Here is a 22,652-nt window from a genome sequence, read left to right as displayed (position 1 = left end):
GACGCCGCAGCGCTCGCAGATGATGCCCTTGAAGCGCACGCGCTTGTACTTGCCGCAGTAGCACTCCCAGTCCCGGGTGGGACCGAAGATCTTCTCGCAGAAGAGGCCGTCACGCTCGGGCTTGAGCGTGCGGTAGTTGATCGTCTCCGGCTTCTTGACCTCGCCGTGGCTCCACGTGCGGATGTCGTCCGCGGTGGCCAGGCCGATCCGAAGCTGGTCGAAGAAGTTCACATCGAGCACGGTGGCTGCATTCCTTCGTTCGTCTTGAATTCTCTGGGGCTGTGGACTGAGGGGCGGTACGCCGGCGGACCGGCGTACCGCGTCTGCTCAGACTTCTTCGACGGAGCTGGGCTCGCGGCGGGACAGGTCGATGCCGAGCTCCTCGGCGGCCCGGAAGACGTCTTCCTCGGCATCCTTGAGCTCGATCTGCGAACCGTCCTGCGACAGCACCTCCACGTTGAGGCAGAGGGACTGCATCTCCTTGACCAGCACCTTGAACGACTCCGGGATGCCGGAGTCCGGGATGTTCTCGCCCTTGACGATCGCCTCGTACACCTTGACCCGGCCCGGCACGTCGTCGGACTTGATGGTCAGGAGCTCCTGGAGGGCGTACGCCGCTCCGTAGGCCTCCATCGCCCACACCTCCATCTCGCCGAACCGCTGGCCGCCGAACTGAGCCTTACCGCCCAGGGGCTGCTGCGTGATCATCGAGTAGGGGCCGGTCGACCGCGCGTGGATCTTGTCGTCGACCAGGTGGTGGAGCTTGAGGATGTACATGTAGCCGACCGAGACCGGGTCGGGGAACGGCTCACCGGAGCGCCCGTCGAACAGGAGCGCCTTGCCGTCCTTGCCGACCACACGCTCACCGTCGCGGTTGGGCAGGGTCGCACCGAGCAGGCCGGTGATCTCGTCCTCCTTGGCGCCGTCGAAGACCGGCGTCGCCAGGTTGGTGTCGGGATCGGCCTTGTCGGCATGGATCTTGATCAGGCGCTGCTTCCAATCGGAGGTCTTGGGGTCCTCCGACAGGTTCAGGTCCCAGCCCTGCTTGGCCAGCCACCCGAGGTGCAGCTCGAGGATCTGCCCGATGTTCATCCGTCGCGGCACGCCCAGCGGGTTCAGGATCACGTCGACCGCGGTGCCGTCCTCCATGAACGGCATGTCCTCGATCGGCAGGATCTTCGCGATCACGCCCTTGTTGCCGTGACGGCCGGCGAGCTTGTCGCCGACGGAGATCTTCCGCTTCTGCGCGACGTACACGCGCACCAGCTGGTTGACACCCGGCGGCAGCTCGTCGCCCTCCTCGCGGTCGAAGACCCGGACGCCGATGACGGTGCCCTCCTCGCCGTGCGGAACCTTCATCGAGGTGTCGCGGACCTCGCGCGCCTTCTCACCGAAGATCGCGCGGAGCAGCCGCTCCTCCGGGGTGAGCTCGGTCTCGCCCTTGGGCGTGACCTTGCCGACCAGGATGTCGCCCGTCGTGACCTCCGCACCGATGCGGATGATGCCGCGCTCGTCGAGGTCCGCCAGCATCTCGTCGGAGACGTTGGGGATGTCGCGGGTGATCTCCTCCGGACCCAGCTTGGTGTCGCGGGCGTCGACCTCGTGCTCCTCGATGTGGATCGAGGTGAGGATGTCCTCCTGCACCAGGCGCTGGCTGAGGATGATCGCGTCCTCGTAGTTGTTGCCCTGCCACGGCATGAAGGCGACGAGCAGGTTGGTGCCCAGCGCCATCTCGGCCTCGTCGGTGCAGGGGCCGTCCGCGATCGGGGAACCCTCGAGCAGCTTGTCGCCCTCCGCCACCAGCGGCCGCTGGTTGATGCAGGTGCCCTGGTTGGAGCGGCGGAACTTCGCCAGCTTGTACGTGGTGTACGTGCCGTCGTCGTTGATCACCTCGATGGAGTCGGCGGACACGTCCTTGACCACGCCGGGCTTCTCGGCCGTCAGCACGTCACCGGCGTCGACCGCGGCGCGGTACTCCATGCCGGTGCCGACCAGGGGCGCGTCGCTGCGGATCAGCGGCACGGCCTGGCGCTGCATGTTGGCGCCCATCAGCGCACGGTTGGCGTCGTCGTGCTCGAGGAACGGGATCAGGGCCGTCGCGACCGACACCATCTGGCGCGGCGAGACGTCCATGTAGTCGACCTCGTCGGCCAGGATCTCGCTGACCTCACCGTGACGCTGGCGGACCAGGACGCGCTCCTCGGCGAAGCGGCTCTTGTCGTCCAGAGGCGCGTTGGCCTGCGCGATGACGTACTTGTCCTCGTCGTCGGCGGTGAGGTAGTCGATCTGGTCGGTGACCTTGCCCTTGACGACCTTGCGGTACGGCGTCTCCACGAAGCCGAACGGGTTGATCCGGCCGAAGGTGGCCAGTGACCCGATCAGACCGATGTTCGGACCCTCGGGGGTCTCGATGGGACACATCCGGCCGTAGTGGCTGTGGTGGACGTCGCGGACCTCCATGCCGGCGCGGTCACGGGACAGACCGCCGGGGCCCAGCGCCGACAGGCGACGCTTGTGGGTCAGGCCCGAGATCGGGTTGGTCTGGTCCATGAACTGGCTCAGCTGCGAGGTGCCGAAGAACTCCTTCAGCGCCGCGACCACCGGGCGGATGTTGATCAGGGACTGCGGCGTGATCGCCTCGACGTCCTGGGTCGTCATCCGCTCGCGGACCACGCGCTCCATGCGGGCCAGACCGGTGCGGAGCTGGTTCTGGATCAGCTCGCCCACGGTCCGCATACGGCGGTTGCCGAAGTGGTCGATGTCGTCGGCCTGGACCTCGATCGGCTTGCCGTCGGGGTCGAGGTACGTCGTGCCGGCGGCGTCGACCAGGTCGGCGTCGCCGTTGTGGAGGCGGACGATGTAGCGGATCGTCGCCACGATGTCGTTGATGGTCAGCGTCTGCTGGTCGAACGCCTCGTGGGTGCCGAGCTTCTTGTTGATCTTGTAGCGGCCGACCTTGGCGAGGTCGTACCGCTTGGGGTTGAAGTAGTAGTTGTTCAGCAGCGTCTGCGCGGCCTCACGCGTGGGCGGCTCGCCCGGACGCAGCTTGCGGTAGATGTCGAGCAGCGCGTCGTCCTGGGTCTCGGTGTGGTCCTTCTCCAGGGTGAGGCGGATCGACTCGTAGTCGCCGAACTCCTCGAGGATCTGCTCGTTGGTCCAGCCGAGGGCCTTGAGCAGGACGGTGACGTTCTGCTTGCGCTTGCGGTCGAGGCGGACACCGACCATGTCGCGCTTGTCGATCTCGAACTCGAGCCACGCGCCGCGGCTCGGGATCACCTTCGCGGTGAAGATGTCCTTGTCCGAGGTCTTGTCGGCGGTCTTCTCGAAGTAGACGCCGGGCGAGCGGACGAGCTGGCTCACGACGACCCGCTCGGTGCCGTTGATGATGAAGGTGCCGCGGGGTGACATGAGCGGGAAGTCGCCCATGAAGACCGTCTGGCCCTTGATCTCACCGGTCTCGTTGTTGGTGAACTCGGCGGAGACGTAGAGGGGCGCGGAGTAGGTGAAGTCCTTCTCCTTGCACTCCTCGACGGTGTACTTCGGGTCGTAGAAGACGGGGCTCTCGAACGAGAGACTCATCGTCTCGGAGAAGTCCTCGATCGGAGAGATCTCCTCGAAGATCTCCTGGAGCCCGGACTTGTGGGAGACGTCCTCGCCGGCCGCCTCGCGGGTCGCGATGTCGGCCTGCCATGCGTCATTGCCGATCAGCCAGTTGAAGCTGTCGGTCTGGAGGGAGAGGAGCTTGGGAACTTCGAGCGGTTCGCTGATCTTCGCGAACGAGATGCGCTCGAGAGCTGCCTGCGTGATGGTGGTGGTGGAGGAGTCGGCGGTGGTGCGCGCGGCCAAGATCTGTCCTTCGACGAACGAGGCGGAGAGTCACCTGACCACCACTTATCAGCCACCGGGCAGGCGATCAGCATTTGAGGGCAGGCGCAAAGAGAGATCGTACCGCAGAAGCGGGCGCACCACAAATGGCATCCGACCTGCTGGCCGAACGTCCCCCCGAGTGTGAACCCGGAGGGCCTTCAGGTCAAGCACTTCTGCACAGGTCGGCCACGCGTCGCAGGTAAAGCCGCAGGTCAGCTGCGGTCGCCGTTCGTGGTCAGGTCGTCCACCAGCCACTCACCGCCAACCTTCGCCATGGTCACCGTCACCTGGTTCTTGTAGACCACCGGCACCTTGGGGTGCTGCTTGTTGCGGGTCACCTGGTTGACGAACACGAGCACGTCCACCCGATCGGTGCCCGACCGGACGATCCCGGAGGCGAGGTACTTGGCCCGGACGACCGTCCCGGTCCGCGGCGCGTTCTGGCGGATGACCGCGAAGAGCTTGTCGTACTGCTCCTTCTCGCTGGTGGTCAGGTACGGCTGCGCGGCGGCCGCGCTCCGGTCGAGGTGCTGGGCGTCGTAGGACAGCAGCGGGACGACCGCGCGCTCGGCCGCGGACTGGGCGGCCTGGGTGTCGTCCTCGACCGCGGCGTCCGACGGCTTGCTCAGCAGCACGCCGGCGATCACCAGGGACGCGGCCACGAGGCCGGCCAGCGACACCACCGCCCAGCCGGGCACGACCGGCAGGCGGCGCGTGCCCGCGAGGTCCAGGTCGGCGGGCTCGGCGGGCTCGGCGGGCCCGGTCGGGTCGTCGGCCTCGGATACGTCGTCGTGCTGCGCCGCCTGCTCGGCCGCGAGCTCCGCGTCGTACGCCGAGCGCCGGGCCGGGTCGAGCAGGACCTCGGCGGCCTGGTTGTAGACCCGGAACCGTCGGTCCGTCGGGTCGAGGTCGGCGACGGCTCCTCGCCACGCGGTCCGGATGTCATCGGCGATCGCGGTGGGGTCGACGTCGAGCACGTCGTACCAGTTGGCGTTCATGGTCACCCTCACGATCCCGTCACCGGCGCGTAGTCGTCGACGAGCCATCTGCCGTCGATCTTGTCCAGGCTCACTCGCAGCCGGAACGGCGAGGGCTCACCGGTGGACACGCGCTTGCCCTTCCGGTTCTTCACCGTCTGGCTGATCGAGCCGGCGACCAGCACCTGCGCCGAGTCGCTGTCGATCACCTCGACGCCGGTGGAGAACACCGCGCAGGTGCGGTCGAGGCCGTAGTTCTTCACGCTCTGCTCGGCCACCGGCACGCTCTGGTCGAACGACGCGGCGAACTTGGGGGTAATCACGGCCTTCACCCGCGAGCGGTACTCCGGCATCTGGCCCTGCGAGTCGAGCAGGGACGGGCCGTAGGTGTTGACCCGCAGCACGAACTGCTGGGTGGTGGCCATCGCGGCCTCACGCTCGCTCTGCAGGCCGCTGGCGTTGCCGGTGCGGTGCGACTTGAGTACGGCGATCCCCACCAGGGAGGCGACCAGCAGGATCGCGAGCGCGCCCAGCAGGACGAGCCGGAAGAGCGCGGAACGCGGCGGCGGACTCGAAGGAGTCACGTCGTCCAAGGTCACCTCCGGCCGGCGGTCAAGGGCTGAAGCAACAGCCATTTCCATGTCTCCTCTCCGAGCGTGGCGGGGGCGGGGCTCCCCGCGTCTTCGAGTGGGGAGGGGACCCGAGATCCCCACGTCAGGTGGTGCCTGGCCGGGTCGAACCACGCCACGGGGACGCGGTACTTCGCCGCCGGCCGGTTGCTCGGCGCGTGCTGAGCGCCGCGCGCGTCGGACTGCGAGGCCGGCTCCGCACAGTGCGCCTTCACGTTCATGGGCCGGTTCGAGCCGTCCTGCGGCGGACGGGTGTCGGTGCTCTCGTACCCGGCGTGGCAGACCGCGGGGTCGTTCGTCATGACCAGCCCGAAGTGCGCGTCGTACAGCCCGGTCTCGGGCGACTTCGACACCACCGTGAAGCCGCCCTCGACGACGTACGGGTAGAGCACAAGCACCTGGCGGAGTCCGGGCAGGTGCTTCACCACGATGTCGCCGGTGGTCACCAGGTTGTTGATCAGGCTGGCCAGGTGGACCTTGTTGTCGTCGAGGAAGCGACGCAGCTCGGTCGCGGTGACCGACCCGTTGTCGATGACCCGGCGCAGGTCTTGGTCGTGGCCGGCCAGCGTTCCCGAGAACAGCTTCAGGTCGCGGGCGAAGGACCGGATCGCGTCGGCCGAGGCGATCTGGCCGTGGAGGACGGTGTTGCCGTCGCGGATCAGGGCCGTGGTGACGTCGAAGTTGCGGTTGGCCTCGTGGATGAACGACGTGCCCGTGTCGATGATCCGTCGGAGGTCCGGCCCGGTGCCGGCGAACGCCGTACCGAGCTCGTGGACGGTCGTGCGCAGCGACTTCCGGTTCACCGACCCGACCGTGTGGGAGATGTCGGCGAGCAGCTTCTGCGTCGGCAGCGGGGTGCGCGTGTCGGCCATCGCGATCTGCGAGCCGTCGTGCAGGTAGGGCCCGTTGTCGGTCTGGGGCTGGAGGTCGACGTACTGCTCGCCGACGGCGGAGCGGTTCCCCACCACAGCCAGGGTGTCGGACGGGATCTTCTGGTCCCAGCCGTTGTCGATGTCGAGGTAGGCGTCGACCCCGTCGTGAGTGAGGACCAGCTTGTGCACCTCGCCGATGCTCACCCCGCGGTAGGAGACCAGGCCCCCGGCGTACATGCCACCGGAGTCCTTGAAGTGCGCGACGACGGTGTACGACGTGCTGTAGAAGAGGCGGTTGAGCTGGGCGTACCTCGCTCCCACGAAGCTCACCCCGAGCATCGTGATCAGGGCGAAGATCGCCAGCTGCACCTTGGTACGACGTGAGATCACTTGCCGATCACCATCCCGGGGACGAGCAGATCGACCAGAGCGGGGTCGTACATCCGGGTCAGCTGCTTCATGGTCGGCCCGCGCGGCCCGAAGGCCGCCGGCCGCTTCGCACCGAGCGTGCCCCCACCGCCGAGGATCGTCGGGAGCAGGCTGGTCGGGATGCTCAGCGACGGCAGCCCGGCACCACCGGTGGGCAGGCTGGGCAGCGCGTTGAGGACCGCGCAGACCGGGTTGTCGCTGTTCTTCCCCTTCTTGCACTTGGCGATCAGGCGCACCAGCTCCTGCGGGTCGCCCAACACCTTCGTGCACGCCTTGCTGGTGATGTCGCCGCTCTGCAGGCACTTCGCCACGTCGCCGAGGATCTTGGTGATCTCCGACGTCGGCAGGCTCGTGGGCAGGTTGGTCGGCAGGGTCGGCAGATTGGTGGGCAGCCCACTCGGGATCGGCAGGCTGCCGTTCTGGTCCAGCGACAGGTCGAGCTTGATCGACAGGTTCGTGTAGTCGCCCATCTGCAGGTTGCGGGCGACCTGCGGGTCACGCCCGACGACCTCGTCCACGAACGGATAGGTCAGCGCGACGCTGAAGGCGTTGACGAAGTTCTGCCCCGAGGCCTGGAGCTGGCTGAGCACCGGATCCAGCTGGCGCAGGGTGGCGATCGTGGAGTCCTTGGACAGGTTGATCACCCGGGTACCGACGCCGCTGAGGTGGGCCAGGGCCTTCAGCATCCTGACCAGGTCGTGACGCTGGGTGTTGATCGAGTGCAGCGCGCCGGGCAGCTCCTCGAGGGTTGCGTCGATCGTGTCTCGCTGGCGGTTCAACGACGTGGACAGCCGGTTCAGGGCGTCGAGGGCGGAGACGATCTCCTGCTTGTGCTGGTCGAGCTGACCGCTGAACCTGCGGATCTGGTGGAGCACCGACCGGGCCTCGCCCTCGCGGCCGTGCAGGGTCTTGTTCAGCTCGCGGGTGATGGTCTGGAGCTGGCCGACGCCGCCGCCGTTCAGAAGCAGGCTCAGCGCGCCGAGCACCTGCTCGACGTCGGGGTTCTGGCCGGTGTGCGCCATCGTGATCACGTCGCCGGTCTTGAGCGGGTTGGCACTCGCACCGGTGGTCGGGGCGGCGAGCTCGACGAACTTCTCGCCGAGCAGGCTGGTCTGCTGAATCGTCGCGACGGCGTTGTCGGGCAGCTTGGTGTCGTTGCGCAGCTGCATGGTGACCAGCGCGTGGTAGCCCTGCAGCGAGATGTCGGTGATCTTGCCGACCGTGACGTCGTTGACCTTGACCGTCGAGTCGGGCACCAGGTCGAGGACGTCGCGGAACTGCGCGGTCACCGTGATCGGGTTGCTGCCGACGTCGGGGCCGCCGGGCAGCGGCAGCTGGTACGGGTCGAACGAGCAGCCGGTGAGCACCAGCGCCGCGGCGAGCAGCGCGACCACGGCCTTGAGGAGCGGACGGAGAACGGTCATCGGCCGGCCTCCACGAGTCCGCCGAGGGTCGGGTCCGTCCGGTCGACCCCGTCACGACCCGTACGACGCGACGAGCCGGACAGCGCGGCGGGCCGCTGCTTCGCGAGCAGCTGCCTGATCACGCTGCAGGCCTGTCCGCCCTGGTTGGCCTGGTCGAGGATCCCGCACAGGAACGTCGAGGGGTCGGAGGTGATCTGGTGCCCGATGTCGCCGAGGTTGGCGCGGGTGTCGAGCGTGCCGGCCTGCGGGTTGTAGGCCAGCGCGAGGTTGTTCAGGGCGAGCGGTGCGTCCTGCAGGGTCTCGGCCAGCGCCTTGCGCTGCTTGACCAGGATCCGGGTCACGTCGTCGAGCCCGGCGATGTTCTTGCCGAGGATCTCTCGGTTGTCGCGGACGAAGCCGGACACCTGCTTCATGGCGATGCCGAGGTTGTGCAGCGACGCCGCCAGGTCGCCGCGCTCCCCCTTCAGCATGTGGGAGACCTCGGCCAGGCTCTGGTTGAACGACCGCACCGTGTGGTCGTTGCGCGCCAGCGTGTGCACGAAGCCCTCGAGCTCCCGCACCGACCCGAACAGGTTGTCCTTGTTGTCGGCGAGGGTCCCGCTCAACCGGCTGAAGCTCTCGATCGTCTGGTGGAACTTCGCCCCCTGCCCACCGAAGTTGGCAGCCGTCGTGTTCAGCAGGTCGGTCAGGGCACCCTTCTGGTTGGCGCCGTTCGGGCCGAGCGCCGTGGTGAGGTCGTCGAGGCTGGAGTAGATCTGGTCGAGCTCCAGTGGAACGGCGGTGTGGTTCTGGTCGAGCGTGGCGCCGTCGGCGAGCATCCGGCCGCCGGTGTACGCCGGGGTCAGCTGCACGAACCGGTCGCCCACGATCGACGGCGAGACGATGACGGCCTTGGCGTTCGCCGGGATCTGCACGTTCGGGTCGTAGTGCATCTTCACGATGACCTGGGTGCCCGAGGGGGTCACCGAGTCGACCTTGCCGACCGGGACGCCGAGGACCCGCACGTCGCTGCCCACGTAGAGCGAGACCGTGCGCGGGAAGTCGGCGGTCAGGGTCTTCTGGTTGCCGCCGTCGAGCACGAACGCGGCCAGCGCCGCGATCACCAAGGCGAGCAGCACCAGCGGTACCAGGAGCTTGCGCAGAAGGTTCATGTCAGCCACCCACCTGGGGCACCGGCGGCATGTTCTGGATGTAGGTGTCGAACCACGGCCCGTTGCCGAGGGTGTTGGCGAAGACCCGGTAGAACGGGCCGAGCAGCCGGATGCTCTGGTCGATGTTGTCGGCGTTCTGGTTCAGCACGTCGACCACGGCGCTCAGGTGGGTCAGCGCCGGCTCGAGGTCGGTCCGGCTCTGGCGCACCAGCTTGGTCAGCTCGACCGAGAGGTCGGACGTCGACCGGAGCAGGTTGTGTACGGCGTCGCGACGCTTCACCAGTGCCTTGAACAGGACGGCCGAGTCCTGCATCAGCCCGACGATGTCCTGGTCACGCGCGTTCAGGGTGGTCGTCACGCCGCGGAGGCTCTGCAGCAATGTCCCGATCTGCTCGTTGCGGGCCGCGAGGTTGCCCGAGAGCGCCGAGACCCCGGCCAGCGCCTGACGGAAGTTCCTGGGTGTGTTGCGCGTCAGGTCGGCCAACGTGGTCAGGCTGCGCGCCAGCTGGTGGGTGTCGATACGCTCCGAGGTGCTGGCGAGCCCCGAGAACGCCTGCACGACGTCGTACGGCGAAGAGGTGCGCGCGACGGGGATCTCGCTGCCCTTCGGCAGCTGGCCCGGCCCGGCCGGCTCCAGCGAGAGGTACATCGCGCCGAGCAGCGTCTTGACCTTGATCGCGGCGCGGGTGTCGGTGCCGAAGTCCGCACCGTTCTCGATCCGGAAGGCGACCTTCACGTGGCCGCTGTCGAGGGAGACCGAGTCGACCTTGCCGACCCGCACGCCGGCGATGCGCACCTCGTCGTTGGGCTTGAGCCCACCGGCCTCGCTGAAGTCGGCGTAGTAGGTGTCGCCACCGCCGATGATCGGCAGCTTCTCGGCGTTGAAGGCGAGCAGGATCAGCCCCAGCAGGACGGCGAGGCTGATCGCCCCGACCACGACCGGGTTTCGCTCACGGAACGGCGTACTCATCGGCGGTTCATCCGAGATTGCACCTCGTCGAGCCGGTGTTGTAGCTGACGGGCACGGCGGTCTTGCCGATGCGGATCTGGCCGGTGAAGTTGCAGAGGTAGAAGTTGAACCACGAGCCGTAGATCGCGGTGCGGCCCACCTTGGTCAGCTTGATCGGCAGCACCTTCAGGGCCCGGTCGATCTCGGGACGGCCCTGGTCGAGGTTGGCCGCGAATCCGCGCAGGTGGTGGATGTCCGAGACGAACGGCGCGCGGATGCCCGACACCAGGTCGGCGGTCTGCACCGACAGGTTCGAGATCTGGTCGAGCGAGCCGAGGATCGCGCCGCGGTCCTTCTTCAGGCCGCCGACGAACTGGCGGAACGTCGTGATCAGCTGGTTGAGCTGACGGTTGCGCTTGCCCACGTGGTCGAGCACGGAGTTCAGGTTGGTGATCAGCTGGCCGATCACCTGGTCGCGGTCCGCCAGGGTCTGCGTGATGGACGCCGTGTGCGCGAGCATCCCGTTCAAGGTGCCGCCCTGGCCCTGGAAGACCTGGACGATCTCGTAGGACAGCTCGTTCACGTCGGACGGCGACAGCGCCTGGAACAGCGGTTTGAACCCGTTGAACAGCACGGTCAGGTCGAGGGCGGGCGACGTCTTGGAGACCGGGATCGTCGAGTCCGCGGCCAGCACCCCGGTGCTGCCGATCTCGTTGGTGAGCGCGATGTAGCGCTGACCGACCAGGTTGCGATAGCGGATGTCGGCGTGGGTCGACTGTGTGAGCGCGGTGTCGCTCTGCACGTCGAAGGTGACCAGCGCGCGGGTGCGGTCGACGATCGAGATCCCCTTGACGGAGCCGACCTTCACGCCGGCGATGCGCACGTCGTCGCCCTTGATCAGGCCCGTCGCGTCGGAGAACTCGGCCTTGAACGTCTTGGTCGACCCGAAGCTGAGGTTGCCGATGATGATCGCGAGCACGCCGGTGGCCAGCGCCGTGACCACCATGAAGATCAACAGCTTGACCAGGGCGGAGAGGGCCGCGGCGTCTCGGCGGTTCATCGCAGCGACACCTCGGCTCCGCGGGCCATCGGACCGATCAGCAGCACGCCGAGGTCGGGCACGTCCTGCGGCGACTCGCCCAGCGACGGGCCGAGCAGGCTCTTCAGCAGACCCGTCTCGGCCGGGCTGCCGGCGTACCCGGTGCCGCGGGTGAAAGCCCTGCCGTAGGAGGGCGCGACCCGGTCGGTGCCCTTGCCGGTCGGGCTGTTGATGCCGTCCTTGAAGTTCGGCTGGTGGCGCACCGGGTTGGACTGGTTCCACGGCGGGTTGGGCAGGTGCAGACAGTTCGGCCCGCGGTTGTCGGCGAACACCGGGTTGTCGGCGGGGGTGTAGCCACGCGGCTGGTGGGGCAGCGTCTCCAGAACGATGTGCAGCGTGAAGCCGCGGAATGCCTGGGCCTCGCGCTGGCCGGCCCTGACCAGACCGCCGAGCAGGCAGGGGTACTCCGGGGCGTAGCGCGCGAGCATCTGCGCCTGGGGCTCGCTGACCTGCCCGAGCCGGATGATGTTGTCGCCGTTCTGCCTCAGGAAGTCGTGGGCCGTGTCGGAGAACGCCGAGACATCGGTGAACAGCGCCTGGAGCTGCTGGTGCCGGTCCTCGAGGGTGCTGGTGGTCTGGATGGTGTTGCGCAGGATCTGCGCGACCTCCGGCATCACGTCGGCGTAGGTGTTGGAGACGTTGGTGGTGAGCCGGAGGTCGGCGACGATCTGCGGGAGCTGCGGGTTGACCCGCTTGAGGTAGCGGTCGACGGTCACGACGTCGCGCCCGAGCGCCTGGCCGCGGCCCTCGAGGGCGGTCGAGATGGCGTTGAGGGTGAGGTTGATGTCGGCCGGCTGGACGGTCCGCAGAAGCGGGTACAGGTCGGCCAGCACCTTCTGCACCTCGACCGGCACCTCGGTGCGCGGGATGACCGCGGCCGGCTTGAGGGAGGTCGGTGCCGGCTGGTCGCCGGGTACGACGAGCGACACGTACTTCTCGCCGAACAGCGTCTTCGGGACGATCGCGCCGGTCACGTTGCTCGGGATCGTGTGCAGCTGGCTGGGGAAGATGCCGAGGCGCACCGTCGCGCCCTGGTCGGTCGCGCTGAAGCCGAGCACCTCGCCGACGATGACGCCACGGATCTTCACGTCCGCCCGCTCGGGCATCTGCAGCCCTATGGTCGGGGCGTCGAGGGTGACCTCGTCGAAGTGCGTGAACTTCTGGGTGAAGACGCCGTAGGTGAACCAGATCCCCGCCAGCAGGAGGCAGAGGAACAGGATGCCGAGGGCCTTGTACTTCAGCGCCGCGCCCATCAGCCCGCCAGCCTCACGGTCGTGGTCGCGCCCCAGATCGCCATCGACAAGAAGAGGTCGATCACGTTGATCGCGACGATGCTGGTACGGACCGCCTTGCCCACGGCGACACCCACGCCGGCCGGTCCGCCCGAGGCGTTGTAGCCGTAGTAGCAGTGGATCAGGATCACCGTCACCGCGAAGACCAGCACCTTGCCGAACGACCAGAAGACGTCTTGGGGTGGCAGGAAGGTGTGGAAGTAGTAGTCGTAGGTGCCGGTGCTCTGCCCGAAGAACTGGGTCACCGTCAGTCGGGTCGCGTAGTACGACGACACGAGCCCGACGACGTACAACGGGATGATCGCGATCAGACCGCCGACGATGCGGGTGCTCACCAGGAACGGCAACGAGGGCACGGCCATCACCTCGAGGGCGTCGATCTCCTCGGAGATTCGCATCGCGCCGAGCTGGGCGGTGAACCCGCAGCCGACCGTTGCTGCCAACGCGATGCCGGCCACCAACGGCGCGATCTCGCGGGTGTTGAAGTACGCCGAGACGAACCCGGAGAAGGCCGCCGTGCCGATCTGGTTGAGCGCGGCGTAGCCCTGCAGGCCGACCTCGGTGCCGGTGAAGAAGCACATCGCGGTGATCACGCCGACGGTGCCGCCGATGACGGCCAGCGCGCCCGAGCCGAGCGTGACCTCGGCCAGGATCCGCAGGATCTCCTTCTTGTAGCGGACCACCGTCTTCGGCGTCCACGCGAGGGCACGCAGGAAGAACGCCAGCTCGGCGCCCAGGTCGTCCAGGGTGCGCAGGGGCTTCTCGTAGACCGCCTTGATGTTCGCCACGGTCGGCCTCAGCCCGTCTTCGGTGGGACGAGCTGGAAGTAGATCGCGCTCATCACGAAGTTGACGACGAACAGCAGCATGAAGGAGACGACGACGGACTCGTTGACCGCGTCGCCGACGCCCTTCGGCCCACCACCGGCGTTCATGCCCTTGTACGACGCGACGATCGCCGCGATCAGGCCGAACACCAGCGCCTTGGCCATGCCCTGGTAGAGGTCGGGGAGCTGCGCCAGTGCGGTGAAGCTGGCGATGTAGGCGCCGGGGGTACCTCCTTGCAGGACGACATTGAAGACATAGCCGCCGGCGACGCCTACGACGCTGACGAGTCCGTTCAGGAAGACCGCGACCAGCATGCAGGCGAGCACGCGCGGGACGACCAGGCGCTGGATGGGGTCGATGCCCAGCACCATCATCGCGTCGAGCTCCTCGCGGATCTTGCGGGCGCCGAGGTCGGCGGCGATCGCCGAGCCGGCCGCACCGGCGATCAGGAGCGAGGTCGCGATCGGACCCGCCTCACGGACGACCGCCAGCACGGACGCCGATCCGGTGAACGACTGCGCGCCGAACTGCTTGATCAGGCCGCCCACCTGGAGCGCGATCACCGCGCCGAACGGGATGGCGACCAGAGCCGTCGGGATGATCGTCACCGAGGCGATGAACCACGCCTGCTGGATGAACTCACGGAACTGGAACGGGCGGCGGAACACCCCGCGCCCGACGTCGAGCCCGAAGGCGAACAGCTTGCCGGCGGTCCCGATGGGCGCGAGGACGCGTGAGGCGGTCAGGTTGGACACGACGGCTCACCCACCCGAGCTCATCGTCATGCTCTCGTGGAAGGAGCCGGGCGGAGGCGTGACGCCGTTCTCGCGGCACCAGTCACCGGGCGGCCGCTGGCTGCGACGCGGGATGCCGTTGGAGGGTTCCTGCTGGAGCGGGATCGGCGGCAGCGGTGGCAGCTCCTGGCCCTTCTCCGCCTCGAGCTCGTCGGCGTCCTTCTCCTCCGACATGCCGATCGGCCCGATGGTCTGGGCGTTCAGGAACTGCCGCACGACCGGCTCCTCCGAGGAAAGCAACATCTCGCGCGGGCCGAACATCGCGAGGTGACGGTGGTACAGCAGGCCGATGTTGTCGGGCACGGTCCGGGCGGTGTTGACGTCGTGGGTGACGATCAGGAACGTCGCGTCGATCTGGGCGTTCAGGTCGATGATCAGCTGGTTGAGGAACGACGTACGGACCGGGTCGAGACCGGAGTCGGGCTCGTCGAAGAGCACGATCTCGGGCTCGAGCACCAGCGCCCGGGCCAGCCCGGCACGCTTGCGCATGCCTCCGGAGATCTCGCCGGGCAGCTTGTCCTCCGCTCCGAGGAGGCCGACCAGGTCCATCTTCTCCATCACGATGTCGCGGATCGCGGACTCGGACTTCCGGGTGTGTTCGCGGAGGGGGAACGCGACGTTGTCGTAGAGGTTCATCGAGCCGAACATCGCGCCGTCCTGGAACAGCACGCCGAACAGCTTGCGGATCTCGTAGAGCTGTCGCTCGGGGCAGGTGGTGATGTCGACGCCCTCGATGACCACGCTGCCGCGGTCGGGCTTGAGCAGTCCGATCAGCGTCTTCAGCAACACGGACTTGCCGGTGCCCGAGGGTCCGAGCATCACGCAGATCTCTCCGGCAGGGACCGTCAGAGTGACGTCCCCCCAGATCAGCTGCTTGCCGAAGGACTTGGTCAGACCCTCGATCTGGATCTCCACGCCCATGGGTCTGCTGCCCTCCCAGGAGTCGCCGGCCACGCGGGGCTCGCGGCCGTGCTACCTGGGGTCAACGCGCGCAGGGCACAGAAGTTACGCACCAGTCAGCTGCGACGTGCCCTCAGTTCTCCGCGTGCCCGCGCCCCGCCGCTCCGCCCGAACCCGGACCGCGACAGCGGCCGTCCTCCAGGGCTCACTCCCAGTCGATCCGAAAGTCGGCGGCCGCAGAACGGGTGCCGGCCCGCGCAGGACCGGCCGTGTTCTTGGATCGATCGAATGGTCAAGAACCCCACGCTGGGGCGTGGAATCTCTGCGGTTTGTGACCAATCCATGCACCCTCTCCGAGCGCCAGAGCACCGCATCATGGCGCGCCGGGAGGACGACGAGCCACCTCAGGATCGAGTCTGCGCCGTCATGACGAAGGGCGGGCGCTCCCGTGTGGGAGCACCCGCCCTGCAGCCGTGCGATCAGGCAGTCGTCACTTGAGCGTGACGGTGGCGCCGGCGCCCTCGAGGGCCTCCTTGGCCTTCTCGGCGGCGTCCTTGGTGACGTGCTCGAGAACCGGCTTCGGGGCGGCCTCGACCAGGTCCTTGGCCTCCTTCAGGCCGAGGGAGGTCAGGGCGCGCACCTCCTTGATCACGTTGATCTTCTTGTCGCCGGCCGACTCCAGGACGACGTCGAACTCGTCCTGCTCGGCGCTCTCCGCGGCGTCGCCGCCGGCAGCGCCGGTCGGGGCCGCAGCGGCCACGGCGACCGGAGCGGCCGCGGTGACGCCGAAGGTCTCCTCGAACTGCTTGACGAACTCGCTGAGCTCGATGAGCGTCATCTCCTTGAACGCGTCGAGCAGCTCGTCGGTGTTGAGCTTCGCCATGGTGGCGTTTCCTTCCAGTCTGTGGTCCGGGTCGCGGTTGCGTACGGACCGGGGTTTCCAGGTGGTGTTCCGGGGCCTGCTCAGGCCTCGGAGGACTCGGTCTCGGTGGTGGCGGCGGCGGCGTCCGCACTGTCCGACTCGTCGGCAGCGGGAGCGTCCCCGGCCTCCTCGGCCGTGGTGTCCTCGGCAGCGGTCTCCGCGGTCTCGTCCGCGGGGGCCACGCTGGCGTCATCGGCCGGTTCCGCGACAGCCTCGGCCGCCGGGGTACCCGCACCACCTGCGAGGATCGAGGGGTCCTGCTCGGCCTTCGCCTGGAGCGCACCGGCGAGCCGGGCGGCCTGGGCGATCGGGGCGTTGAGCAGGTAGACGGCCTGGCTGAGTGAGGCGAGCATCGCGCCGGCCAGCTTGCCCAGGAGCACCTCACGCGACTCGAGGTCGGCCAGCTTGGCGATCTCCTTGGCGCCGAGGGGCTTGCCGTCCAGGACGCCACCCTTGATGACCAGGGTGGGGTTGGCCTTGGCAAAGTCACGCAGACCCTTGGCGGCCTCGACGACGTCGCCCTTGATGAAGGCGATCGCGGTCGGACCGGTCAGGAGGTCGTCGAAGCCGTCGATCCCCGCATCCTTCGCGGCGAGCTTGGCCAGCGTGTTCTTGACCACGGCGTAGTTGGCGTTCTCGCCGAGGGAGCGCCGCAGTTCCTGCAGCTGCTTCACGGTGAGACCGCGGTACTCGGTCAGCACAGCGCCGGCGGCATCGTTGAACGACTCGACGATCTCCGCGACGGCGGCCTGCTTCTCTGCCCGCGCCATGGGTCTCCTTCCGGTGGGCGAGACACTGGCGTGAACGTCCCCCGGTACGACGAACGCCCCGGGCGCAGGCCCAGGGCGTGGATCGCATCGCCGCCCGGACGGACCCGGGCCGGTGATGCCGCTCTGTCTCCTGCGCGGGTCGTCCGCTACGCGGAACCTTCGGTCGTGCCTGCACAGACAGTCACGACGACCAGCGGTCTCTGGTTACGAGAAGTGAGCGTACGGCGTACCCGGCGGCGCGGCCAAATCGGACACATCGGTCGCCTTGCCGGCGGCAGATCGCTCAGGGAGCAAATGACGAGGCTGAGTCCCCTCGATCTCGCCCGGCGCTCCGCGCGGTGCGAGCGCTCGACGTAAATTCAACCGAACAACGCCGTCGACCCGACGGGCCGGCTGCTACGGTCCTTCCCATCAAGACGGAGATCCGCACCACCCATGACGCCATTCACGAGCGAATGAACCGATCGGGTGGAGTGGTCTGGTCCGGGGCGTTCACATTTCGCGGATCTCGACCGATGCCAGGTCGATCCATGCTTCCATCATCACCATGGACTACAAGTTGACCTCGCTGTCGGCCGTCCTCGAGCGCGCCGACAGCCGGCTTCGCAGCCCCGAGGGCGGCGTTCGCCTCTGGCCGACAGGATTCCCCCTTCTCGACGACGCGATCGGCGGCGGGTTCCGCTCCGGCACCCTCAACCTGATCGCCGGACCTCAGGGCCAGGGCAAGACGATGTTCGCCCTACAGGCGGCCCGAGCGGCGGTGAAGACGGGCCGCTCCGCGGTGTTCTTCTCCTATGAGCTCGAGGCCGACGCGCTGACCCAGCGCCTTGTGGCGATGGAGGGCGGCGAGATCGACCCCTACGAGGCCCCCAGCCTCAGCGAGGTCCGAGCCATCTTCGAGGGCACCTCGGGCGGGACCGGAGGCCTCCTGGAGCGGATGGCCAACACGCCCAACGGCATCGGCACCCAAGCGCTGGTCAACGTCAGCGAGTTCGCCGACCGCATGGTCGTGCACCGCTCGACGGCGACGCACACCGACATCACGGAGATCAACGACACGATCAAGAAGGTCATGGGGAACACCGGTGAATCCCCCCTGATCGTCGTCGACTACCTCCAGAAGGTCGCCATGCCGCTCAGCGAGCTGGGCGAGGAGGAGCGGATCACCCGCATCACCGAGCAGCTCAAGGACGTCGCGATCGAGTTCGACGCCCCGGTCTTCGCCGTTGCGGCGATGGACCACGAGGGACTCGAGCCCGGTGCCCGGATGCGTACACGCCACATGCGCGGATCGACGGCCCTGTCCTACGAGCCCGACGTCGTGCTGATCCTCGGCACCAAGTCCGACCTCGTCGCCCGCCACCACCTGATGTACGGCGGCGCGAACGCCGAGAACTTCAAGGACTGGTCGGTCATCACCGTCGAGAAGAACCGCTCCGGCAGCGGCGGCGCGGAGATCGAGTTCAAGAAGCGCTTCGACCAGGGTCGCTTCGACCCGAACGGCAACGTCGTCACCGAGAAGCTCGTCGACGAGCGCGTGTACGTCGAGTAGTCGCGACACCCACGGACAGCAGAAGGCCCGGCCACCCTCAGGTGGCCGGGCCTTCTACGTCGATCAGCGGCTCAGCTCTCGTCGGGAGCCGAGACGTTGCGGGTGCGGTTCGGGTCGACCTGGACACCCGGACCCATGGTCGTCGAGACCGTCACCTTGCGCAGGTAGCGACCCTTGGAGCTGCTCGGCTTCAGCCGCAGCACCTCGTCGAGCGCGGCGGCGTAGTTCTCCGCGAGCTGGGTCTCGGAGAACGACGCCTTGCCGATGATGAAGTGCAGGTTGGCATGACGGTCGACCCGGAACTCGATCTTGCCGCCCTTGATGTCCGAGACGGCCTTGGCGACGTCGGGGGTCACGGTGCCGGTCTTCGGGTTGGGCATCAGACCACGTGGACCGAGGACGCGGCCGAGGCGGCCGACCTTGCCCATCATGTCGGGGGTCGCGACGACGGCGTCGAAGTCGAGCCAGCCTCCGTTGACCTTGTCGATCAGCTCGTCGCCGCCGACGACGTCCGCGCCGGCCTCACGGGCGGCCTCGGCCTTCTCGGCGTTCGCGAAGACGAGCACGCGGGCGGTCTTGCCGGTGCCGTGGGGCAGGTTGACGGTGCCGCGCACCATCTGGTCGGCCTTGCGTGGGTCGACACCGAGGCGCATGACGACGTCGACGGTCTCGTCGAACTTCTTCTTGCTGGTGTCCTTGGCGATCTTGATCGCGGCGTACGGCGAGTACAGCTCGTCCACGTCGAACGACTCGGCCGCCGCGCGGTAGGTCTTGCTGCGCTGCATGGTGTTCCTACTTTCGGAAGATGTGGTCATCGGGCCAGCGCGGCCCTGCCACGGGTGTGGTGTGGATGGCGCCTTGGTGTCGAGACGGTCGCAGAGCGATCTCCTCAACCAGCGGCGATCACTCGGTGGTGACGCCCATCGAGCGGGCGGTGCCCTCCACGATCTTCATCGCGGCCTCGACGTCGTTGGCGTTGAGGTCGGGCATCTTGGTCTGCGCGATCTCGCGGACCTGGTCCTTGGTCAGCCGACCGACCTTCTCCTTGTGCGGGACGCCGGAGCCCTTCTGCAGGCCGGCGGCCTTCTTGATCAGCTCGGCGGCAGGCGGCGTCTTGGTGATGAAGGTGAACGACCGGTCCTCGTAGATGGTGATCTCGACCGGGATCACGTTGCCGCGCAAGGACTCGGTCTGGGCGTTGTACGCCTTGCAGAAGTCCATGATGTTCACGCCGTGGGGGCCGAGTGCGGTGCCGACCGGCGGTGCCGGCGTCGCGGCACCCGCCTGGAGCTGCACCTTGACCAGCGCGGCGATCTTCTTCTTCGGAGGCATTGCTTGTCTGTGTCCTTCGTGGTTGTACGTCGTGGTCATCGCGAGCCGGACCGGCCCTGCCACCTTGTTGTTACCGGGTGCTGCTGCGAGCTCAGACCTTCTGTACCTGGCTGAAGCTCAGCTCGACCGGGGTCTCCCGGCCGAAGATCTCGACCAGCGCCTTGACCCGCTGGGCCTCGGCGTTGATCTCGGTGATCGTCGCGTGCAGCGTGGCGAACGGACCGTCGACCACCATCACCGAGTCTCCCTCGCCGAAGTCGGCGACCTCGACCTGCTTCTTGGTGGCGGTCGCGGTGCCGCCACCGGATGCAGCGGCGCCGGCGGGCGTCTCTGCCGGGGCGACCATGGTCGGAGCAAGCATGTTCTCGACCTCGCTCATGCTCAGCGGCACGGGCTGGTGGGCCTGGCCGACGAACCCGGTGACCGACGGCGTGTGGCGGACCGTCGCCCAGGACTCGTCGGTGAGGTCCATCCGGACCAGCACGTAGCCGGGGAGAACGGTGCGCTTGACCATCTTGCGCTGACCGTTCTTGATCTCGGCGACCTCTTCGGTGGGGACCACGATCTCGTGGATGTAGTCCTCCATGTTCAGGGAGACGATGCGGTTCTCGAGGTTCTGCCGGACGCGGTTCTCCATGCCGTAGTAGGTATGGACGACGTACCACTCCCCGGGCTTGGCCCACAGCTCGCGTCGGAACTCCTCGAGCGGGTCGTCCTCCGCCGCGGTCTCGCCGGTGTCTCCGGCGTCCTCCGCGAGCGCCTCGTCCGTGTCGGCCTCGGCAGCCTCGGCCGCGGGCTCCTCGGTGGGCTCGGCCGGCTCCTCGGGGAGCTCGCCCACGGCCTCGTCGACCACCTCGGTCTCGGCTACCGGGTCGGCCGGGGTCGGCTCCTCCGCCTCCGCTACCGCGACGGACTCCTCGGCCACCGGCGCGTTCGCCTCGGCCTCGGCGTTCACCTCGGCCCCCTCGTCCGGGGTCGGGTCAGCCGACGCCTCGGGGGTCTCCGCATCTGCTTGCGCGGGGACCGCCTCTACGGCGCCGTCCTGCTCGATGTCGTGCTGCGACACGTTTCCTGCTCCCAACCTCAGCTCGAGGAATGGCCGCTGAACAGCCAGAACGTCAACTTGCCGAAGGCCAGGTCGAGCCCGGCGATCAGCGCCATCATGAACGCGACGAACACCATGACCACGAAGAAGTACGTGACCAGCTGCTGCTGAGTCGGCCAGACGACCTTCCGCAGCTCGGCGACGACCTGTCGGTAGAACAGGACGGGGCCGGTGCGCTCGGTGCGCCGGTCACGCGACCGGACGGCGTTGCCTCCCGCCACGTGGTCCACCTCTTCCTGGTCTCGGGCGGCCGGCCCGGTTGGCCGACCACTTCTGGTGTGTCCGTTGCTCGCAGGGCACGAGGGACTTGAACCCCCAACCTTCGGTTTTGGAGACCGATGCTCTGCCAGTTGAGCTAGTGCCCTCTGTGGATCTGTTGATCCGCGGGGATCTCCAGGACCCACCGCCCTGGGACCGTGGGCATGACAAAGCCTTGGGGAGAACCACCGTCGTGAACTCTACCCGGCGGCCGGAAGCGAGTCGAACTCGCGAGCGCCCCTACGATGGCCTCATGACCGAGGCCCGACCCGCCGCCAGCACCCCTCGTGAGCGCCGCGTCTCCGGACGCATCGGCGCCATCGCCGAGTCGGCCACGCTCAAGGTGGATGCCAAGGCCAAGGCGCTGAAGGCCGAGGGCCGGCCGGTCATCGGCTTCGGTGCGGGTGAGCCCGACTTCCCGACTCCGTCGTACGTCGTGGAGGCCGCGGTCGACGCCTGCCGCGACCCGAGGAACCACCGCTACACCCCGGCCGGCGGCCTGCCCGAGCTCAAGCAGGCCATCGCCGACAAGACGAGGCGTGACAGCGGTCTCGAGGTGCAGCCCGTGCAGGTGGTGGTGACCAACGGCGGGAAGCAGGCGATCTACGAGGCGTTCGCGACCATGCTCGACCCGGGCGACGAGGTGATCGTCCCGGCGCCGTACTGGACGACGTACCCCGAGGCGATCCAGCTCGCCGGTGGCGTCGCGGTGCCGGTGCTCGCCGACGAGACCCAGGGGTACAAGGTCACCGTCGAGCAGCTCGAGGCGACCCGCACCGCCCGCAGCAAGGTGCTGCTCTTCGTCTCGCCGTCCAACCCGACGGGCGCGGTCTACACCGCCGACGAGATCCGGGCGATCGGTCAGTGGGTCGAGGACCACGGGTTGTGGGTGCTCACCGACGAGATCTACGAGCACCTGGTGTACGACGGCGTCGAGACCGGCTCGATGCCCGTGCTCTGCCCGTTCCTCGCCGACAGCACCGTCGTCGTCAACGGCGTCGCCAAGACCTATGCGATGACCGGCTGGCGGGTCGGCTGGATGGTCGCCCCTGCCGACCTCGCCAGGGCCGCGGCCAACCTCCAGTCACACGCGACGTCCAACGTCGCCAACGTCTCCCAGCGCGCCGCCCTCGCGGCGGTCAGCGGGGACCTGTCGGCCGTGGCCGAGATGAAGTCGGCGTTCGACCGCCGCCGGAAGACGATCGTGTCGATGCTGAACGAGATCGAGGGCATCTACTGCCCGATGCCCGAGGGCGCGTTCTATGCCTACCCGTCGGTGAAGGGCCTGCTCGGCCGGGAGTACGACGGCCACGTGATCAACTCGTCGGCCGACCTCGCCGAGTACATCCTCGAGCAGGCCGAGGTGGCCGTGGTGCCGGGCGAGGCGTTCGGGACACCGGGCTACCTCCGGCTCTCGTACGCGCTGGGCGACGACGACCTGGTCGAGGGGATCACGCGGCTGCAGAAGCTGTTCGCCTGAGGTGCCGCGCGACCTCCGAACAC

At 67.9% G+C, this 22,652-nt stretch carries 20 protein-coding genes, 1 tRNA gene and 1 pseudogene; 2 read left to right on the top strand and 20 right to left on the bottom strand.

Annotated features, from left to right (window positions below; translation table 11 throughout):
* The 15 genes and pseudogenes from VGJ24_RS13615 to rplJ form a co-directional block, all read right to left on the bottom strand.
* Positions 1-240 (bottom strand): annotated as a pseudogene (locus VGJ24_RS13615) (DNA-directed RNA polymerase subunit beta); the annotation flags it as partial.
* Positions 241-327: 87 nt separating this feature from the next.
* A complete protein-coding gene (gene rpoB / locus VGJ24_RS13610) occupies positions 328-3,846 on the bottom strand; it encodes a DNA-directed RNA polymerase subunit beta (protein ID WP_331501164.1) in 3,519 nt (1,172 codons plus the stop codon).
* A gap of 233 nt (positions 3,847-4,079) precedes the next feature.
* Positions 4,080-4,865 (bottom strand): hypothetical protein, encoded by a 786-nt coding sequence (locus VGJ24_RS13605; protein WP_331501163.1) that lies wholly within the window; start codon positions 4,863-4,865, stop codon positions 4,080-4,082.
* An 8-nt stretch (positions 4,866-4,873) separates the two neighbouring features.
* Entirely contained in the window at positions 4,874-5,428 is a 555-nt protein-coding gene (locus tag VGJ24_RS13600; protein ID WP_331501162.1) for a hypothetical protein, read from the bottom strand.
* Between the two features lie 11 nt (positions 5,429-5,439).
* Positions 5,440-6,735 (bottom strand): MlaD family protein, encoded by a 1,296-nt coding sequence (locus VGJ24_RS13595; protein WP_331501161.1) that lies wholly within the window; start codon positions 6,733-6,735, stop codon positions 5,440-5,442.
* Positions 6,732-8,198 (bottom strand): MCE family protein, encoded by a 1,467-nt coding sequence (locus tag VGJ24_RS13590; RefSeq protein ID WP_331501160.1) that lies wholly within the window; start codon positions 8,196-8,198, stop codon positions 6,732-6,734. Before VGJ24_RS13590 ends, VGJ24_RS13595 begins: the two co-directional genes overlap by 4 nt.
* Positions 8,195-9,349, bottom strand: a complete 1,155-nt coding sequence (locus VGJ24_RS13585; RefSeq protein WP_331501159.1) for an MCE family protein — start codon at positions 9,347-9,349, stop codon at positions 8,195-8,197. Before VGJ24_RS13585 ends, VGJ24_RS13590 begins: the two co-directional genes overlap by 4 nt.
* Position 9,350: 1 nt before the next feature.
* Positions 9,351-10,319 carry an MCE family protein gene (locus VGJ24_RS13580; protein WP_331501158.1) on the bottom strand — a complete coding sequence of 323 codons (969 nt, stop codon included), beginning with the start codon at positions 10,317-10,319 and terminating at the stop codon, positions 9,351-9,353.
* Positions 10,320-10,326: 7 nt separating this feature from the next.
* Entirely contained in the window at positions 10,327-11,358 is a 1,032-nt protein-coding gene (locus tag VGJ24_RS13575) for an MCE family protein (protein WP_331501157.1), read from the bottom strand.
* Positions 11,355-12,650: an MCE family protein gene (locus VGJ24_RS13570; RefSeq protein WP_331501156.1), complete on the bottom strand. Its 1,296-nt coding sequence runs from the start codon at positions 12,648-12,650 to the stop codon at positions 11,355-11,357. The genes VGJ24_RS13575 and VGJ24_RS13570 overlap by 4 nt, the downstream gene beginning before the upstream one ends.
* Entirely contained in the window at positions 12,650-13,477 is an 828-nt protein-coding gene (locus VGJ24_RS13565) for an ABC transporter permease (protein WP_331501155.1), read from the bottom strand. The genes VGJ24_RS13570 and VGJ24_RS13565 overlap by 1 nt, the downstream gene beginning before the upstream one ends.
* A gap of 8 nt (positions 13,478-13,485) precedes the next feature.
* On the bottom strand, positions 13,486-14,271 hold the full coding sequence (locus tag VGJ24_RS13560) for an ABC transporter permease (RefSeq protein ID WP_331501154.1): 786 nt from the start codon (positions 14,269-14,271) through the stop codon (positions 13,486-13,488).
* 6 nt (positions 14,272-14,277) lie between these two features.
* The gene (locus tag VGJ24_RS13555) at positions 14,278-15,231 is read right to left on the bottom strand and encodes an ABC transporter ATP-binding protein (protein ID WP_331501153.1); all 954 of its coding nucleotides are present in this window, start codon (positions 15,229-15,231) and stop codon (positions 14,278-14,280) included.
* A 469-nt stretch (positions 15,232-15,700) separates the two neighbouring features.
* Positions 15,701-16,093 (bottom strand): 50S ribosomal protein L7/L12, encoded by a 393-nt coding sequence (gene rplL / locus VGJ24_RS13550; RefSeq protein ID WP_331501152.1) that lies wholly within the window; start codon positions 16,091-16,093, stop codon positions 15,701-15,703.
* A gap of 80 nt (positions 16,094-16,173) precedes the next feature.
* Complete coding sequence (gene rplJ, locus VGJ24_RS13545; protein WP_331501151.1) at positions 16,174-16,902, bottom strand: 50S ribosomal protein L10; 729 nt, start codon at positions 16,900-16,902, stop codon at positions 16,174-16,176.
* 547 nt (positions 16,903-17,449) lie between these two features.
* Here rplJ and VGJ24_RS13540 point away from each other — a divergent pair.
* On the top strand, positions 17,450-18,454 hold the full coding sequence (locus VGJ24_RS13540; protein WP_331501150.1) for a DnaB-like helicase C-terminal domain-containing protein: 1,005 nt from the start codon (positions 17,450-17,452) through the stop codon (positions 18,452-18,454).
* A gap of 71 nt (positions 18,455-18,525) precedes the next feature.
* Here VGJ24_RS13540 and rplA read toward each other — a convergent pair whose 3' ends face one another.
* From rplA to VGJ24_RS13515, 5 genes are all read right to left on the bottom strand, one after another.
* On the bottom strand, positions 18,526-19,239 hold the full coding sequence (gene rplA / locus VGJ24_RS13535; RefSeq protein WP_331501149.1) for a 50S ribosomal protein L1: 714 nt from the start codon (positions 19,237-19,239) through the stop codon (positions 18,526-18,528).
* 118 nt (positions 19,240-19,357) lie between these two features.
* Positions 19,358-19,786: a 50S ribosomal protein L11 gene (rplK, locus tag VGJ24_RS13530; RefSeq protein WP_331501168.1), complete on the bottom strand. Its 429-nt coding sequence runs from the start codon at positions 19,784-19,786 to the stop codon at positions 19,358-19,360.
* Positions 19,787-19,877: 91 nt separating this feature from the next.
* Positions 19,878-20,711 carry a transcription termination/antitermination protein NusG gene (gene nusG / locus VGJ24_RS13525; protein WP_414691082.1) on the bottom strand — a complete coding sequence of 278 codons (834 nt, stop codon included), beginning with the start codon at positions 20,709-20,711 and terminating at the stop codon, positions 19,878-19,880.
* A gap of 158 nt (positions 20,712-20,869) precedes the next feature.
* Entirely contained in the window at positions 20,870-21,112 is a 243-nt protein-coding gene (gene secE / locus VGJ24_RS13520; RefSeq protein WP_331501148.1) for a preprotein translocase subunit SecE, read from the bottom strand.
* Positions 21,113-21,183: 71 nt separating this feature from the next.
* Positions 21,184-21,256 (bottom strand) — tRNA-Trp (locus VGJ24_RS13515).
* 146 nt (positions 21,257-21,402) lie between these two features.
* On the opposite strand from VGJ24_RS13515, the gene VGJ24_RS13510 reads away from it, so the two are divergent.
* Complete coding sequence (locus VGJ24_RS13510) at positions 21,403-22,629, top strand: pyridoxal phosphate-dependent aminotransferase (RefSeq protein ID WP_331501147.1); 1,227 nt, start codon at positions 21,403-21,405, stop codon at positions 22,627-22,629.
* The last annotated feature ends 23 nt before the right edge of the window (positions 22,630-22,652 follow it).

This window comes from Nocardioides sp. (genome assembly GCF_036493135.1).
In the GTDB taxonomy this organism is placed as follows: domain Bacteria; phylum Actinomycetota; class Actinomycetes; order Propionibacteriales; family Nocardioidaceae; genus Nocardioides.
Note: the sequence above shows the minus strand (reverse complement) of the source record. Positions and strands in the feature narration are given on the sequence as shown.